The sequence below is a fragment of the Chitinophaga sp. G7 BAM 1005 genome, assembly GCF_057126945.1.
Genome location: NZ_CP181478.1, coordinates 6,592,300 through 6,610,101 on the forward strand (window position 1 = coordinate 6,592,300; position 17,802 = coordinate 6,610,101).

Annotated in this window: 12 protein-coding genes; 3 read left to right on the plus strand and 9 right to left on the minus strand. The window is 47.3% G+C overall.

All coding sequences use genetic code 11. The features are described 5' to 3' along the window. Positions 1 to 178: 178 nt before the first annotated feature. From ACMXI2_RS26510 to ACMXI2_RS26535, 6 genes are all read right to left on the minus strand, one after another. Positions 179 to 1,261, minus strand: coding sequence for a PA0069 family radical SAM protein (locus ACMXI2_RS26510; protein WP_483778943.1), 1,083 nt, complete (start codon positions 1,259 to 1,261; stop codon positions 179 to 181). Between the two features lie 40 nt (positions 1,262 to 1,301). After that, a complete protein-coding gene (locus ACMXI2_RS26515; RefSeq protein WP_483778944.1) occupies positions 1,302 to 3,083 on the minus strand; it encodes a MutS-related protein in 1,782 nt (593 codons plus the stop codon). A gap of 103 nt (positions 3,084 to 3,186) precedes the next feature. Continuing rightward, on the minus strand, positions 3,187 to 4,617 hold the full coding sequence (locus tag ACMXI2_RS26520) for a glycoside hydrolase family 125 protein (RefSeq protein WP_483778945.1): 1,431 nt from the start codon (positions 4,615 to 4,617) through the stop codon (positions 3,187 to 3,189). A 64-nt stretch (positions 4,618 to 4,681) separates the two neighbouring features. Continuing rightward, entirely contained in the window at positions 4,682 to 7,111 is a 2,430-nt protein-coding gene (locus ACMXI2_RS26525) for a beta-propeller fold lactonase family protein (protein WP_483778946.1), read from the minus strand. Positions 7,112 to 7,246: 135 nt separating this feature from the next. Then, positions 7,247 to 10,648 carry a methylmalonyl-CoA mutase family protein gene (locus tag ACMXI2_RS26530; RefSeq protein ID WP_483778947.1) on the minus strand — a complete coding sequence of 1,134 codons (3,402 nt, stop codon included), beginning with the start codon at positions 10,646 to 10,648 and terminating at the stop codon, positions 7,247 to 7,249. 638 nt (positions 10,649 to 11,286) lie between these two features. Further along, positions 11,287 to 12,006 (minus strand): NUDIX hydrolase, encoded by a 720-nt coding sequence (locus ACMXI2_RS26535; RefSeq protein WP_079471168.1) that lies wholly within the window; start codon positions 12,004 to 12,006, stop codon positions 11,287 to 11,289. Positions 12,007 to 12,171: 165 nt separating this feature from the next. Here ACMXI2_RS26535 and ligA point away from each other — a divergent pair, with 165 nt between their 5' ends. Together ligA and ACMXI2_RS26545 are read left to right on the plus strand one after the other, a co-directional pair. Continuing rightward, positions 12,172 to 14,280, plus strand: a complete 2,109-nt coding sequence (ligA, locus tag ACMXI2_RS26540; RefSeq protein WP_483778948.1) for an NAD-dependent DNA ligase LigA — start codon at positions 12,172 to 12,174, stop codon at positions 14,278 to 14,280. A gap of 48 nt (positions 14,281 to 14,328) precedes the next feature. Next, on the plus strand, positions 14,329 to 14,766 hold the full coding sequence (locus ACMXI2_RS26545) for a nucleoside deaminase (RefSeq protein ID WP_079471170.1): 438 nt from the start codon (positions 14,329 to 14,331) through the stop codon (positions 14,764 to 14,766). Here ACMXI2_RS26545 and ACMXI2_RS26550 read toward each other — a convergent pair whose 3' ends face one another. From ACMXI2_RS26550 to ACMXI2_RS26560, 3 genes are all read right to left on the minus strand, one after another. After that, complete coding sequence (locus tag ACMXI2_RS26550; protein ID WP_483778949.1) at positions 14,767 to 15,696, minus strand: SPFH domain-containing protein; 930 nt, start codon at positions 15,694 to 15,696, stop codon at positions 14,767 to 14,769. A 92-nt stretch (positions 15,697 to 15,788) separates the two neighbouring features. Beyond that, on the minus strand, positions 15,789 to 16,004 hold the full coding sequence (locus ACMXI2_RS26555; protein WP_079471172.1) for a hypothetical protein: 216 nt from the start codon (positions 16,002 to 16,004) through the stop codon (positions 15,789 to 15,791). A 111-nt stretch (positions 16,005 to 16,115) separates the two neighbouring features. Further along, a complete protein-coding gene (locus tag ACMXI2_RS26560; RefSeq protein WP_483778950.1) occupies positions 16,116 to 16,820 on the minus strand; it encodes a LuxR C-terminal-related transcriptional regulator in 705 nt (234 codons plus the stop codon). Between the two features lie 303 nt (positions 16,821 to 17,123). On the opposite strand from ACMXI2_RS26560, the gene ACMXI2_RS26565 reads away from it, so the two are divergent. After that, positions 17,124 to 17,729 carry a superoxide dismutase gene (locus ACMXI2_RS26565; RefSeq protein ID WP_483778951.1) on the plus strand — a complete coding sequence of 202 codons (606 nt, stop codon included), beginning with the start codon at positions 17,124 to 17,126 and terminating at the stop codon, positions 17,727 to 17,729. Positions 17,730 to 17,802 lie beyond the last annotated feature (73 nt).

The window sequence follows — 17,802 nt, forward strand, 5'->3', positions numbered from 1 at the left end:
CTTGACCTGCTTGTGTTGGCAGGCCATCGCTGAAATCTCGTATGTTGATATAAGTTGCACAGTTATTTTTGTTCTTGTAGCAAAGGTAATTTTTATTTTTTTTATTACACAAAAAAACACCCTACTTTTTTCATAGACTTAACAATTAGTTTAAAGTGCAACTAAATATCATTGATTATCAGAACAGACTTAATTGTGAATTGGGCCGGCGGAAGGCCTCCGTATTGAATTCGAAGCGTTCCTGATTCAACCCGTTCTTCTTTGTGTGAATTTTAAACTGCTGTTTTATCAGGTCGGCGATGTTACCTTCTCCCCTCATTCTCCGCCCAAAGTCACTGTCATTCACCTTTCCGCCGTGCATACTTTCTATATGATGCCATACTTTATCTGCCCGGTCGGGGAAGTTTTTATAGAGCCAGTCGTTGAAAATGATCTTCACTGCGTCATTGAGCCTCACTACCGTATACCCCGCATACTTAGCCCCATTGGCCGCTGCAGCTTCCAGCAGGCGGGGAATTTCATGGTCGTTGAGCCCGGGGATGAGCGGGGCCGTCATAACGCCAACGGGTATACCAAGATCGCTCAGCTCCTTTACTACTTTTAACCGTTGCGCCGCCGTAGCAGTACGGGGCTCCATTTTTTGCCGCAGGTCTTCCTGGAGGGTAGTCACAGACAGGTACACGCACACCAGGTTCTCCTGCGCCAGCTGCTGTAACAGGTAACGATCCCGCAATACCAGTGAGTTTTTAGTGATGATGCCTACCGGCTGTTTGTATTCCAGCGCCACTTCCAGCAACTGCCGGGTGAGCCACATCTTACGCTCTACCGGCTGATAGCAGTCTGTATTCCCCGAAAGAGAAATCGGCTTGGGGTCCCATTTCTTATTATCCAGGAACCTGCGCAGCAGTTCCGGGGCATTATGTTTTACAATAATCTTTCTTTCAAAATCCAAACCTGCGCTCAAACCCCAATACTGGTGGGTATTACGGGCATAACAGTAAATGCAGCCATGCTCGCAGCCCTGGTAGGGATTCATGGAGTACCACATCCCCACATCGGGACTATCCACCTTATTAACCAGGTTTTTAGCATGTTCTTCAAACACCTGGGTAGGTACATCCGCCTGCCACCATTCATCAATACCTTCTGCATGCTCCTGCGCATATTCGTCTGCCAGGTATTTATTTTTGGGATTAATCTGTGCTCCGCGCCCTTTATAGTATGGATTTTCCGGTGCGCCCTCCTGGAATGGCAAAGTCATAGACTAAATATTTTAGTAAAAATACTAAAATATTTAGGATTTAAATAATTTCCATTTGCTTCATCAGGAAAGTGGCGTTTTTATTCCGGGCAATGCCTTCCCGGATGCGGTAGTCGAAGAACAGGTGGTTGTCCTGTATGGTGCTTTCAAAGCAATAGTTCCTGATCTGGCCTGGATAAGCTGTTTCCAGTTGCCCCAGCTCCAGGTCGTGCGTGGCAATCATGCCCAGGCAGTTATATTGCAGGAAATGCTCTATCAGGCTGCGTGAGCCTGACAATTTATCTTCAGAATTGGTGCCTTTGAGAATTTCATCTAACAAAATAAATACCCGCGCACCGGTTTTCAGGTGATGGATAATATGTTGTAGCCGTAGCAACTCCGCCTGGAAATAAGAGGTGTGGCTGGCAATGGAATCCTTGATACGCATGGAAGTCATGATACGCATAGGACTGAACACAAAACGATCAGCACACACCGGGGCGCCGCACATGGCCAGCAACAGGTTGGACCCCACGCTCCGCAGGAAAGTACTTTTACCCGACATATTGGATCCGGTAATGATCAGGAAATGATCCTTGCTGCCGGCTGCGCCGTCATTCTTCACGCATTCGCCGGCCGGGATCAGGGGATGACCCAGCGCCGTGGCCTCCAGGATGCGGCCTTCCGCCTGCGGCGCAGGCCACGAAAATTCCGGATGATTAAAGGCATAGGTGGCCAGGCTATTCCACACCTCCAGCTGGGTAATCACATCAAACCACCCAATAATATGCTGCTTATGCTGCTTTTTCCATCGTTCCAAACGCAGGATGCAATGGAGGTCGTACAGCATCAGGGAATTGAGCACCAGCCCCACCAAAAGGTTCAGCCGCTGATCAAATGCATTGCATACTTTAGACAGCTGCCGCAGCGCTACATCAGCCTCTTTGGCTATATCCTGCTGCTGTTGCAATAAGGCGGATTTTTTGAAGCTGCCGTTTTTTATAAGATGTAATAAGATAGAAAACTTATCCAGTATCCGCTCCTTGTGGGAAATCAGGACATATTGCGCCATGATCTTTTTCTGACTGCTGCCCAGCAGCAACCAGTTCAGCATAACCAGTATCAGCAACAGGTAATATTTCCCGGTGGTGGCATACAATACAATAGCGCCGGTTACCAGTAAAGGACTCAGCCAGACAACCGTATTTATAAATTTGCTGTGCAGAAAATGGAAAGGCATTTCCAGCCATGCGCTGATTTCCCGGCGATCACTTTCTTCCTCTTTTGCCAGCGTGGCGTTGGCGGTGAGCAGTTGCCGGAACTCCAGTTCCGGTGTAAGCACCTGTAAAGCCTCCTGTGTGGCCAAGATAGTGGGGGCATCTTCCAGCGGGTTTCTCAATGCCGCCGCCAGCTGCCGCCTGCCTGACAAAGTACCTGTGCGGTTGATATGCTGAAAAATAGAAGACGGTCCGAAAACATCCAGGTCGCTGCTGAAATCATGCCTGTCGTCTACAAATTCATTCCCATCGTCAAAGGCGGATTGCCCGGTAGTTACCACCTGCAATTCCTTCTCATTCAGCTCCAGCAGGGATTTGAAGAGCTGCAGCTTCTGCAGTGCTTTGGAATACAACACCAGCAACACAATAAACGCAATCATACCGGCGGCTGTAACCAGCAACCACGGCGCCTGCCAGCCACTCCTGATAAAAAATACGATGCCGGTTACTATCACAAAGAAACTGATCAGCCGGGCCCACGACAGGCTGGCGGTTAACCGCTTCTCTTTTTTTATCGCTTCCCGGAACTGGTGGATCCTATGCTGGTACGTATCTGCTGGTGTCATTTTATCTGGTATTTATAACAAAAAAATCAGGGATTTCATGGTGTATGTTCGCAATATATTGAACATAAACCACAAAATCCCTGGTATGGACATTCCGGATTATTTATGCGTATTGTCTCTTCAGCAAATCAGGATACTCCTGGCTTACTTTCAGGATCAGCTCTCCAAAGAGGGTATTCACCCAGGCAAACCACGGACGGGTAAACTTCGACGGATCATCCTTATGATAGGATTCATGGATAAACCCGGTTTCACCGTCGGTATTGCGTAAGGTTTTAATACAGGAAGCTATTTCCTCCTTATCATGACTGGTTAAAGCTCTCATGATAATGCTCATTGGCCAGATATAGTCGTTACCGGTATGCGGGCTGCCTACCCCGTCGCCATATTTGCCTCTGTAAAACCAGGGCTGGAAATTGCTCCATACAAAGTGGCGGGACGCCTGGTACAACGGATCATCAATACCGGTATAGCCCAGGTAAGGAATAGACAGGAGACTTGGCACATTGGTGTCGTCAAGGAATAAACGGTTGCCAAAACCATCTACCTCGAAACCATACATCATGCCCAGCTTGGGATGCTCCACAATAGCATAGGCTTTAATGGCGCGGTCTACTTCATCTGCCAGCGCAATACATTCGTGTGCAAAGGCCGCATCTTTATAAATAGTTTCGCTGATTTCCGCCAGCTGACGCAGAGATACCACGGCAAACATGTTGGACGGAATCAGGAAAGGAAAAACTGTAGCATCATCAGAAGGACGGAAAATAGAAACGATCAGTCCTACCGGGGAAATGGGATTACCCCAGCCTCCATTGGCAACGGTATCTGACTGTACGGGGGAATTACGCTGAAATTTATAAGGACCGTGGCCGTCTTTACGTTGCTGTTCCTTAAATGTTTTCACGATGAGCTGAGCTGCCTGCTTGTATTTATCATCAAAGGGCGTATTGTCACCGCTGATCTTCCAGTAGTTATAAGACAGGCGGACCGGGTAACACAGGGAATCGATCTCCCATTTGCGTTCATGCAGCTCCGGCTTCATGGTGGTCAGATCTTTATCCCATTCGCTGCCGGTAGGGCCTTCATTAAAGGCGTTGGCATACGGATCAATGAGAATACATTTTGTTTGACGGTTGATGACGCCCACCACCATTTCCTTCAGTTTTGCATCATCCTTTACCAGTGGCAGGTAAGGCCATACCTGGGCAGAGGAGTCGCGCAGCCACATGGCGTTGATATCGCCGGTGATCACGAAAGTATCGGGCCGGCCATTTTCCTTCTTAAAATTAACCGTTGTGTCGAGCGTATTAGGGAAACAGTTTTCGAACAGCCATCCCAATTTGGTATCCGCAATCTGGGATTTCACCTTTATAATTGTCTTTTCCACCGCTTCACTGGTGAATTTCCGCTTTGCCAGGGGCGGACGTTGGGAGGTATACCCATTCCAGCCAAATACTGTTTTGGGCAATCCAAGCCCAACAACGCCTGCTACCAGGGCGCTGTTCTTAAGAAAATCTCTCCTTGCAACCATAACGTTTTTTGAATTTAGGAAACCCTAAAATAGAAAAGTTTTGTGGATTTGCTTAATCGATTTATCAATCGTCCTCTTCTTCGGCAGCGGGCAACTTCACAAAAGCGCTTCTTCTGGGCGCCGGCATCACTGCCTGTTCTCCATGAATGGCCTTCCACACTACCTCATTCAGCTCCAGATCCGGCACCCTGTCTTCATGCGCCAGGTCGAAGCCGGCAGACCGGCGGGCACTTTCATTCCAGGCAGTATTTCTTTCGTTGATATCCACATTCGCAGGTAATGCCGTGTACGGCCGGAGATCGGGCGTAGCGGAAAATAATTCCCACATAGGAGTAGCAGCAGCGTCATACTGGCTCATAGGCGGTAATCCTAAGATCAGCTCCATTGTACGCAGCATACCGGACGTGGAATACATGTTATGATTTACGGTATTTCTTTTTACATACGGACTGATCACATAAGCAGGAGAACGGTGTGCATCCACATGATCAGGGCCATTCTGCGCATCATCTTCCAGTATAAAAATGGCGCTCTCCTTCCATATTTTACTATGGGAGATGTATTCCACCAACCTGCCCACCGCCAGATCATTGTCGGCCACAGAGGCATAGGGCGAATAGGCGCCCTTCCGCATGCCGCTGGTATGATCATTTCCCAAACGGATGCTGTTAAAATGCGGCACAGCATCTATCGCCAGCAACGAATCGAAATCACGCTGCCAGATCTGCTGCCGCGCAATATCCTGTATGGTAAGGTCGAATGATGGATAATCGGTGCAGAAATTATTGTCCAGCGATTTCAGCGCGGCCTTTCCTTTCCCGGCAAACTCGCCATAGGTACGGTAGCTGACGCCGGCTCGCTGACAGTAATCCCATATAAATCCTTTTTTGGGATAAGCCACCTTACGACTGCCTTCATAGTCATAAGTCCCTCCACGGCCACCGTAGCTGGTGGGCCATGTCTTTTCCACATAATCGGTGGCATAGGCTGCCATGCTCCAGTTATGCCCGTCGGCGCTTACTTCTGCATCTACATAAAAATTATCCAGCAATACAAAATCATTGGATAAACGATGCTGGTTAGGCGTAATGCGTTCCGGGAAAATACATAAACTGCTATCGCCGTTGCCCCGTGGCATATCGCCTAACACCTGGTCGTAAGTGCGGTTTTCCTTGATGATATAAAATACATACTTAATGGGAGACGATTGCCCTGCGGCACGTGGGATAGGATTCCCTGCTTCTCCGGCGGCATGCTGCTCTTTCTCTTTTGTGTAAGGCGTATTCTCATACACCTGTTTGGACCAGCGGCCCAGCAGCGCTTCCCCGGGTTCGTTGAACACCGACAGGGCGCCTTTGAATAAACCGGCGATATACTGTACGGGCCTGTCTTTACGGGTATTAGCCAGGTGCGATCCGCTTTCATCCTTCCTGCTCACCGGGTTGGGGCCTTCCGGGTTGGCCATAGAAGTAAACCCTTTACCATTGGCCACAAATAACTTTTTGCCGATCCTTCTTACACAGGTAGGATACCAGCCCACCGGGATAAACCCCTCCGATCTGCTCTTCCCCGGTGTTTCCACATCAAAAACAGCCAGGCAGTTATTATCTGCATTGGCAATATAAAGCGTGTTGTTATTGGCAGATAATGCCAGGCCATTAGTGGTAGACCCCGCCGGGGCATCCGGATACAAGGCCGTTTGCAGCGATTCAATAACCCGTTGACCGGCAGTGCTGATCACCGATACCGAATTATCATTGGCGTTGGCTACGTACAAATATTTTCCGTTGGCAGACAAGATCATTTCGTTAGGATGACTGCCCGTTTTGATGGTATTAGTAATTTTATTGGAGGTAACATCAAATACCGCCACCGCATCACCTCCCCAAAGAGAGATATACAACAGGTTCCTGTTTTTAGACAACGCAACTGTGTATGCTTCCGCCCCCAGCGCCACTTTGCTTATTACCTTATTGGTGAGCAAGTTGATAATATACAAACTGTTGTCTTCCTTGGTTGCTACGTATAGCCGGTTACGTGAGTAGTCGATAGTCATCCCGGTAGGACAGATTTTTTCTTTGGGCCACGACAATCCCAGCCGGATACTATCTGTTACCTGTAATTTATTATTGCTGATGCTATACTGCCATATCACGTTATCATTAGCGCCGGAAGCATACAGTTTCTTTTCGTCCCTGCTGAATGCAAGACCCAGCCAGGCTTTGGGGATGTTCACTTCATCGAGTATGATCTCCTTTCCGGCGTCTATCAGCTGTATGGTTTGTTTACTTTGACCGTTGTTGGTAACCGCTATCAACTTTTCTGACGGAGACACCACCATATTCAGGGGTAAATCCCCCAGTGGCAGCGAATGCCCCACCGGCGTTAAAGCCCAGCCATTAGGGAGTAACACCCGCTTTGCCGCGGTATCTGCTGTTTGGGCATTTGCCTGCAGAGCACCCAGTAAAGCCAAACCAAAAAGTATTCTTTTCATAGTAATTCCGATAAGTGAAGCTGTAAAAATAGGACAGACATACCCCGTTGATAACGGCCCTCAAAAAGGTAATACTAATATAATACAAAAAGCCTGTATCAATAGCTGATACAGGCTTTTATAACAGTGTTAAGATTACATATTTCTCCGGTACTGCCCTCCTACTTCATACAGTGCATGTGTGACCTGCCCTAATGAGCAATGCTTCACCGTTTCCATCAGTTCCGCAAAAAGATTTCCATTGCTAACAGCTACCTGTTGCAATTGTTTAAGTGCAGCAGCGCTCTTATGCTGATGCCTTTGCTGGAAAGCTTCGAGGGTATGGATCTGGAATTCCTTTTCTTCTGTGGTAGACCGGATCACTTCTGCCGGGATAATAGTAGGCGATCCGTTTTTATTCAGGAAAGTATTTACACCTACGATCGGGAATTCGCCGGTATGTTTCAGCGATTCATAGTACAGGCTTTCTTCCTGAATTTTGTTACGCTGATACATTCTTTCCATAGCGCCTAATACGCCGCCACGTTCGGTGATGCGGTTGAATTCCGTTAACACGGCTTCTTCCACCAGGTCGGTAAGTTCTTCAATGAAGAACGCTCCCTGTACCGGGTTTTCGTTTTTAGCGGTACCCAGTTCGCGATTAATGATGAGCTGTATGGCCATTGCTCTTCTCACACTTTCTTCCGTAGGTGTGGTAATGGCTTCATCATATGCGTTGGTGTGGAGGGAATTACAGTTATCGTAAATAGCATACAGCGCCTGTAGCGTGGTGCGGATATCGTTAAAATCAATTTCCTGTGCGTGTAAACTGCGACCGGAAGTTTGAATGTGATACTTCAGTTTCTGGGAGCGGTCGTTTCCTTTGTATTTATACTTAATGGCCTTAGCCCAGATACGGCGGGCCACACGTCCGATCACCGCATATTCTGGGTCCATCCCATTGCTGAAGAAAAACGAGAGGTTAGGCGCAAAATCATCGATGTTCATGCCGCGGCTCAGGTAATACTCTACGTAGGTAAAACCATTTGCCAGTGTAAATGCCAGCTGGGTGATAGGATTGGCGCCGGCTTCTGCAATATGGTAGCCGGAAATGCTGACAGAATAGAAGTTGCGGACTTTTTGCGTAATGAAATATTCCTGTACATCCCCCATCAGTTTTAATGCAAATTCTGTAGAGAAGATACAGGTATTTTGCGCCTGGTCTTCCTTCAGGATATCTGCCTGCACGGTGCCACGAACGGTGCTGAGGGCATGCGCCTTGAGCTTCTCATATACGTCTTTGTCCAGTACTTCTTCTCCCGAAATTCCCAACAGCTGTAAACCCAGGCCATCGTTACCTGCCGGCAGATCGCCGCTGTAGTGTGGCAGCGGATGATCTTTGAATTTAGTTTTGATGAGGGCCTTTACTTTTTCGGTGAGTCCCTGTTCTCTGATATATTTTTCGCATTGCTGATCAATGGCCGCATTCATGAAAAACGCCAGCAGTATGGGCGCAGGACCGTTGATGGTCATGGATACCGACGTTTTCGGATCGCAGAGATCGAAACCGCTGTACAACTTTTTGGCGTCGTCTACAGTGGCGATGCTCACACCGGAGTTGCCTACTTTACCGTAGATATCAGGACGCACTGCCGGATCTTCTCCGTAAAGGGTAACGCTGTCGAACGCGGTAGACAGCCGCTTTGCCGGCTGGTCGAGTGATACGTAGTGAAAACGTTTATTCGTCCTTTCCGGACCGCCTTCCCCGGCAAACATGCGGGTAGGATCTTCTCCTTCGCGTTTCAACGGGAACACGCCTGCTGCATAGGGAAATTCACCGGGCAGGTTTTCGGTGAGCTGCCAGCGGAGAATATCGCCCCAGTCTTTATACTTAGGCAGCGATACCTTTGGAATACGGCTATGGCTAAGGCTTTCGCTGTATAGCGGCAGTTTGATCACTTTGTCTCTTACCTGGAACTCGTAAAAGTTTGCGGTATATTTCTTCACCAGTGCAGGCCAGTCTTCCACCAGTTTTTTACATTCCGGGTGTAATGATTTTTCCAGGTGGGCTTTAATGTCGGCCAGTGCGGCGGCGGATGTTGGCTGCAGGGCCATTACGCCTTCCACCTGGTATAGTTGTGTAGCCAGTTTACATTGCTCATCCACCCACTTGCTGTAATCGCCGATGGCTTCGGTGATCTCCGCCAGGTAACGTACCCTGGCCGGGGGGATGATCTGTGATTTGGTAGACGTGGATTTGATGCTTTCATGCGCCATAGGTCCGAAGCTGGCGCCGGTTTTCTCTTCCACTTTTTCCATTACTTTTTCAAATAACAGGTTGATGCCTGCGTCATTGAACTGGGATGCAATAGAGCCTACCACCGGCAATTCATCTTCTTTGGCATTCCAGAGGTTATGGTTACGCTTATATTGTTTACGCACATCGTGCAGGGCATCGAGTGCGCCGGCTTTGTCAAATTTGTTGATGGCAATTACGTCGGCATAGTCCAGCATGTTGATCTTCTCCAGCTGGGAAGCCGCGCCATATTCCGGTGTCATCACATACAGCGATACATCGCAGTAGTCGGTGATGGCTGTGTCGCTCTGACCAATACCGGATGTTTCCAGGATAATAAAATCGTATGCTGCCAGTTTGCAGATATCGATGGCCTCCTGGATATGTTCGCTGATGGCTTTGTCGCTTTCGCGGGTGGCCAGTGAGCGCATATAGGCGCGTGGGTGGTGGATGGAATTCATCCGGATCCGGTCGCCCAGCAAAGCACCGCCGGTCTTTTTCTTGGAAGGGTCCACCGAAATCACGGCTACGGTTTTATTGGTAGCATGATTGAGGTAGCGGCGAACCAGTTCATCGGTTACGCTGCTTTTACCGGCGCCGCCTGTTCCGGTGATACCGAGTACAGGAGATCTTTCCGGGTCTGCCGCGGTGTGGGTAATGTGTGTGCCGGCCGCTTCATCTACCGTAACAGCAGTTCTTGTTTTTTGCCCGGTGAGCATAGCCACCGGCATATCGTTTTCTGCCAGGCTGATGGCCCTGGCAATGATTTTAGGATTTTTGCCGGCCTGCAGTTGCGGGATGTCTTCCACACCGGCGCCGGCAGTTAATGGTTTGATGGCGATATCGCACTGGCTGATCAGGTCTTCAATCATGCCTTCCAATCCCATTTGCCGGCCATCGTCCGGTGAGTAGAGGCGGGCAATACCATAGGCATGCAGTTCTGCTATTTCTACCGGAAGAATGGTACCGCCGCCGCCACCAAAGATTTTGATGTGGCCGCAACCTTTTTCCTGAAGCAGGTCGTACATGTATTTGAAGAATTCCACGTGGCCTCCCTGGTAGGAGGTTACGGCTATGCCCTGTGCATCTTCCTGGATGGCACAGTCTACGATTTCTGCTGCAGAGCGGTTATGTCCCAGGTGAATCACCTCGGCTCCTTTTGCCTGCATAATGCGCCGCATGATATTGATGGCCGCATCATGCCCGTCGAATAAAGCTGCCGCTGTTACAATGCGAACCTTATGTTGTGGTGTATAAGACATATCAATTACCGGATTTTTGACCAGGGATTTCATGCTTCCTGCATGAAATCCGTGAAGAATGCAAGTTACGGAAAAACCAGCTGAACTGCCGGTATAGCACGGGTTTACCCAGAAATAGAATTGATTGAACAGGCGCCGGATCTTATTGCAAAATATTTAACTGATCCCGGATCGGGTTAGTATTTCCCTAAAACAACTTTCCCCTGTACATTACCTGTACAAGGGAAAGCGTAAGTAAGACACAAGGCATTAATGCTTAGCAGTCTTATGTTTCATAACGTGGAACTATAAAATCAAACTAGTGATAAATGATTTATAGTCTTTCAAACTTATTAAATGGAATTTTCTACATATGGCAATAGACAAACAAAAAAATGCTTTTGGCGAACAAGTTAAATTTTGGTTTTATAACTGATTATTATTGCTTCTTAGGATGTGTATATCTTACACAATCTTACTTAAAGTTTTGTTAAAAACCAACTTTTTTTTCTATTTAGATAGAAAATTAACACCACAATTTTCTGGCACGCGAAGGCAATATCAAATCCTTTGTAGCAAAGGATTTTGGCATCATTTAAATTAACAGAAATGGCAGAGATTGTAAAAGTGAAGGAGAAAAAAATATTACAAGGGCAGTTTTAGAAGCCTATCCCGAGATAACGCTTCTTTCTTTGGTCATATTTATCAAAATTAAATTTGTAAAGTTTTGCCGGACGATGGGGCACATCTTCCTCTTCTTCATTCAAATCCATCAGTAAATCCATCGACAAAAACTTCTTTCTGAAATTACGTCGGTCAAGTTCCATATCCAGGATAGCTTCATACAGGTTCTGTAATTCGCGGAGGGAAAACTTGCGGGGCAAGAGGTTAAACCCGATAGGCTGTACCAGCACCTGCTGTTTAAGCCGCTCGTGACAGGTATCCAGGATCTGTTTATGATCAAAGGCCATTTCATGCAACTCTTTCACACTGTGCCAGTGCAGTTCATTATTACTCATCTTCAGTTCCACATGCTCAATGTTTACCAGTGAATAATAGGCCACGGTGATCACCCGGCCAGCAGGATGGCGCTCCACCGCGCCAAAGGTTTGCACCTGCTCCATGTATACATTATCCAGCCCGGTGCGCGCTTTGAGCACCCGGTAAGCTGCTTCATCCAGCTCTTCTTCCGGCCGCACAATGTCGCCCAGCAATGACCACTTACCCTTAAACTCTTTGAGATCCGATTCTATCAACAGTACTTTCAACTCATCGTTGTTGAATCCGAAAATAACGCAGTCAACCGAAATGGCTACCTTGAAATAATCCTTTATTTCAACCAGGTGCGTGTTGAGGTTCTTGGTGTACATAGACATCATAAAGACGTGGAATTACAGTAAACTCAGTTAATTCGATAACGCGCGGAACTATATTCAAATGAAAGAAAAAAATATCACATTTAAAACAAAAGTGCCTGGATTTTTTTCAACAGATATCCCTAACCTGAAAGATAAGTTTAAATTTACGGCTCAGTTATACCAATTATGTACACAAAGGAGATAGAAATAACCCTGACGCAGCTGGCCAAAAAGCTGCTCAGCCATTTACAGCAGGAAAAACTGCTGCAATCCATTGATGAAACCCTGGATGCCCTTCGCCGTGTAATCAGTTATAACGACTGGCGCTATTACGTGGAAAGTGAACCCGTGATCAGCGACTATGAATACGACCAGTTGTTTGCCTGGCTGAAAAAACTCGAGCTGGAACATCCGGACCTCGTTACATCCGACTCCCCCACCCAGCGGGTAGCACAGGGACTCACCAAAGAATTCATCACCGTACCGCACCTGGTGCCCATGCTCAGCCTGGAAAACTCCTACAATGCAGACGACCTGCTGGACTGGGACCGCAAAGCACGCGAAAGCGCCGGCCTTGCTGAAATTGAATACTGCATTGAACCAAAGTTCGACGGCGCCAGTATTTCCTTGATCTATGAAGACGACCGGCTGACACGTGGCGCCACCCGCGGCGATGGCGTTGCAGGGGAAGACATCACCACCAATATCAAACAGATCCGCTCTATTCCCCTGTCTGCCGCCTTCTCCAAATATGGCATTCACCAGATAGAAATACGCGGGGAAGTACTCATCAATAAAAACACCTTCAAAGCCTTTAACGATAAACGCATTGCCGACAACCAGCCCCCGCTGGCCAATCCGCGCAATGCCGCCTCCGGATCATTGCGGATGGTAGATCCCAATGAAGTAGCTAAACGCGGACTGGAAGCTTTCCTGTATCACATGAGCTACCATAACATGAACCGGGGGAAAACAGAACCCGATGCGCTCAAAACGCATAGCGGTACGCTGGAACTGTTATCTACACTCGGTTTCCGCAGCCCTGCCAAGGAAAAGAAAGTGATAAAAGGCATACAGGGCGTTATTGATTACGTGCTGAAATTTGAAACAGAACGTGATAACCTGCCTTATGAAATAGATGGCATGGTGATCAAAGTAAACGACTATAACCTGCAGGACCGTCTGGGTATGACCACCCATCACCCGCGCTGGGCCATTGCCTATAAATTCAAGGCCAGGCAGGCCACCAGTAAACTCCGCAGCGTGGAGTTCCAGGTAGGCCGCACCGGCTCCATCACGCCCGTGGCAAAGATCGACCCTGTGCCCATCGGCGGCGTAACCGTAGGTTCTATTTCCCTTTTTAATGAAGAAGTGATTAAAGAGAAAGACCTGAAACTGGGAGACACTGTGCTGGTGGAAAGAGCAGGAGACGTGATCCCTTACATCGTGAAATCCGTAGCCGACCTCCGCAATGGCAGCGAGCAGGAAATCGTTTTCCCGACACACTGCCCCGTATGTCACGATAAGCTCGTAAAGCCGGAAGGGGAAAGCGTTTGGCGCTGCGCCAACATCAGCTGTGAAGCACAGGTAGTAGAAAGAATGATCCACTTCGTGAGCAAAGATGCAATGGATATCAAAAGCTTTGGCGAAAGCAATGTGCGCAAATTCTTTTCATTAGGGCTACTAAAAGACATACCCGGTATTTATGAACTGGATTTTGAGAAGATAGGCGCACTGGAAGGCTTTGGTAAAAAATCACTGGCCAACCTGCAATCGGCCATTGAGCAATCTAAAACGCAGCCGCTGCACCGCCTGATATTTGGCCTGGGCATCCGTTATGTAGGAGAAACCACCGCCAAAACACTGGCCAATGCAGTGAATCATATTATGGACCTGCAAAACTGGACAGAAGAACAGATCCTCGCGCTGGAAGATATAGGGCCCAAAGTAGCAGGCTCCATCCGGCTGTTCTTTGCCAACAATGATAATATCGAAATGCTGAACAGGCTGGCAGCCTTAGGTATCAGCATGACGAATACAAAAAAGGAAACACATACATCAGGTAACCTCAACGGGCAGACGTTTTTGTTCACCGGCACCCTGCATAAGCTGAAACGCACCGAGGCAGAGGAAATGGTAGAACAGGAAGGCGGTAAAATAATGAGCGGCGTGAGCAGTAAGCTCAACTACCTGGTAGTAGGCGACGATGCCGGCAGCAAACTGGAAAAGGCAAAGAAAATTAATACCATTAAGATCCTGTCGGAAGATGAGTTTCTGGCAATGATCAACAAATAATTTTTAGCCCCGGGTTGTTTTGCAATCAAAGGCTGAATACCTACAGTTATGACAGACGAACATTTTATGCGGCAGGCGATGCAGGAAGCACGCAAAGCCTTTGAAGACGGAGAAGTGCCCATTGGTGCGGTAGTAGTGCTGAACAACCGCATTATTGGCCGTGGCTATAACCATGTGGAAAGATTGAACGACTGTACCGCACACGCAGAAATGATTGCGCTGACAGCCGCATTCAATACCCTCGGTAGTAAATACCTGATGGAAGCTACTTTGTATGTAACGGTAGAACCCTGCCTGATGTGTGCAGGTGCGCTATATTGGAGTAAGATAGGCAGGATTGTTTATGCCGCGGCAGATGATAAAAACAGCTACCGGAGAGCTACCGGTGACCGGTCCCCGTTTCATCCAAAAACAAAACTGGAGGCCGGTCCGTGCAGCGAAGAAAGTTTACAGCTGATGAAAACCTTCTTTGAACAAAGGAGATAATTACTTTTTGGTGGAATCCATCAGCTTATTCATGCCCATCATTTGCTTCATGGTATGATCCATCCCTTCGGATGAACCGTCCAGGAAGATGACGTTTCCTTTTGAATTTTCGGCAAAGTGTTTAATGGCTTCTGTCCACATGGAGAAGAGGATCACCGAGGTATCCAGGTTGGCCTGCTGCATTTCTTTGGCCGCCATACTCATACCCTTGGCTACTTCTTCACGGAACAGGGCTACCCCCATACCACGCAACTGCGCGGCCTGGCGCTCTGCTTCTGCTGCAATCTTGATAGCATTACCATCTGCTTCCGCCGCTTTTGTTTTGGTGATCAGTAATGCCTGACCTTCGTTTTCAGCAGCTGCTTTCAGGTTATTGGAAGCTACTACCTGCGCCATCGACTTCATAATCACTTCATCAAAAGTGATGTCATTCATCTGCAGATCCAGCAGGTGGAAACCCCATTCTTCCAGGGTTTTGTCGATCTGTTCTTTTACGTGTTCCGTAATATCTTTACGGAGTCCTAATACCTCTGCCTGCCTTTTAGTAGCTACAAATCCACGGATAGAGCCTTCAATGGTGCGAACCAGCGCCTGCATGAAGCTTCTTTCATCCATAAATTTGAATGCCACGTTCTTAATTGTTTCTTCTTCCTGGTTCCACACGGCATATAGCAGCATGGCTTTGAAATACACATTGGCCTGGTCAATGGTGATAGCCTGGAATTCCAGTTCCACGGATCTGTTCTGGATGGATACCCTTTTAAATACCTTTTCAATGACGGGTATTTTCCAGTTCAGTCCGGGGAAAAGCACCCGGTTGTATTTTCCGAATATAGTAGTGACAGCAATGTTTCCCTGCTGCACCGTTACAAACGATGATAATATGACGACCAAAGCCAGTACTATCAAAACGATCAAGATAACATTCATAGAATGATTGTTTAGGTAGGGTTTAGGCTGGTAAATATAACGAATTAAAGCCAACGGCAGATGCGGATGGGAACTGCGATTAGTCGCAGTCTCTATATTCTTTGTTTCCTTCTGAAATATATAAATACGTCGTCCAGTTCTATTTGTTTCAACTGATACGCCAACCGCGTTCTCAGGTCTTCCGTTTCATCTTTTATTTTCCTGTATTGATCTTTAAGGATTTCGTACCGGGCCACAATTTCGTCCGCAGTTGCAGATTCTTCCAGTTGTAAGATGTCAAATGCTCTTTCCTCGGTTATCATAGTCATAGGGGTGTTTCAGCCAATAATCATAGCGGATGTTTAAAAAACACACGTAATATTTAATTCACTAAATTAGTGGAGTTTGAAAAACGAGCAAATACCCAATGTTGGGTATTTTTATTCAAATCCTATCTTACGGGCTATTGCTACCAGTTCTGATGTGTTACGCACTTTCAGTTTCAGCCGGATGTTTTTCCGGTGGGTTTCTACGGTATAACGGCTAAGGTTCAACGATTGGGCGATTTCTTTGTTGTTCAGTCCTTTTACGGCCATTCCTAATACATCTTTCTCCCGTGGGGTGAGTTTGTTGAAAAGCGTTTCATTTTGCCGGCGCATAATAGCGGCCAGCGCTTCAGACAGTTGAGCATTGGTATCAATGGCATTGGTGAGATCTAAAAAGGCACAGATGATTTCCACCACCCTTCCGTTCTTATCGTGCGTAAATGGCACTTCCAGCCCAAGCAGCCACCGGTAGTCAATTTCTCCTTTTTTGCGGATGCGGGCCAGGCCGCCAAACTGTGCTTTGTTGTTAATAAAGGATTGCTGTGCTACAGCCGCCAGTTTAAAGTCTTCAGGATGCATGATGTGCCGGAAAAATTCCATTCCCATCCCGGTCATCTCGTCAGCAGAAAAACCAACCGTTTCTGCGAGACGGTCGTTGCACCATGTCACACATTTATTATTGTTATCGTAACTGTAAATCATGGCGGGTACATGATGTAAAACACTCTCCAACCAATGGATACGATTTCTTAAATGCTCATTTTCCTTCTGTAAGGCATTGAGGGAAAAATGTAGCCCCGAGTCCGAGCCTGTCTGCATACTATAAGTTTTAAACAAACAATAGGTAAACAACAACCGGGCATACCCGAAAAATATGCCTGATGTTACGTCCTGTTAAACCGAGTACCCGTAAATATAAAATAATTTTCCATATGATCAAGCCCGGGTATTGATTGATTTCATTAATTAACCGGTTGTCCGTTCCCTTTTTACAGTCGCCGGCTGATAAGTAAACAGGGCATCTGATTAACTTAATAATTAAATGTCTAAATTTTAACGGATTGGCAGTAAATTTGGCGACTATCAAGAAATCATATTTTAAAACCCATAAAAATTAGAGTTATGGCATTTACACTTCCGAGCTTACCCTACGCTACCGATGCGTTAGAGCCGAATTTCGATAAACTGACAATGGAAATTCATCATGGTAAGCACCACCAGGCTTATGTAGACAATCTGAACAAAGCAGTAGCAGGCACAGAAAACGAGAACAAATCGCTGGAAGAACTGGTAGCTAACGCCGGTAAAATCAGCCCGGCCGTAAGAAACAATGGCGGTGGTCACTGGAATCACAGTTTCTTCTGGACCAGCCTGGCGCCAAACGCCGGCGGTGCACCAACCGGTAAACTGGCAGATGCTATCAACAGCACTTTTGGATCTTTTGAAGCATTCCAGGAAAAATTCAACACTGCCGGCGCTACCCGTTTTGGCTCCGGTTGGGCATGGTTAACCGTAAAGGATGGCAAACTGGAAGTTTCTTCCACGCCAAACCAGGACAACCCACTGATGGATGTTGCTGAAGTAAAAGGTACGCCTATCCTCGGTGTAGACGTATGGGAACATGCTTACTACCTGAAATACCAGAACCGCCGTCCGGAATACCTGAAAGCATTCTGGAATGTTATAGACTGGAACGCCATCAGCAAACGCTACGAAGCAGCTGTATAAGCTCTCACCAGTTCATCAAACTGTACAAAAAAATCCCGCCAGGTAAACCTTGACGGGATTTTTTATATGCTTG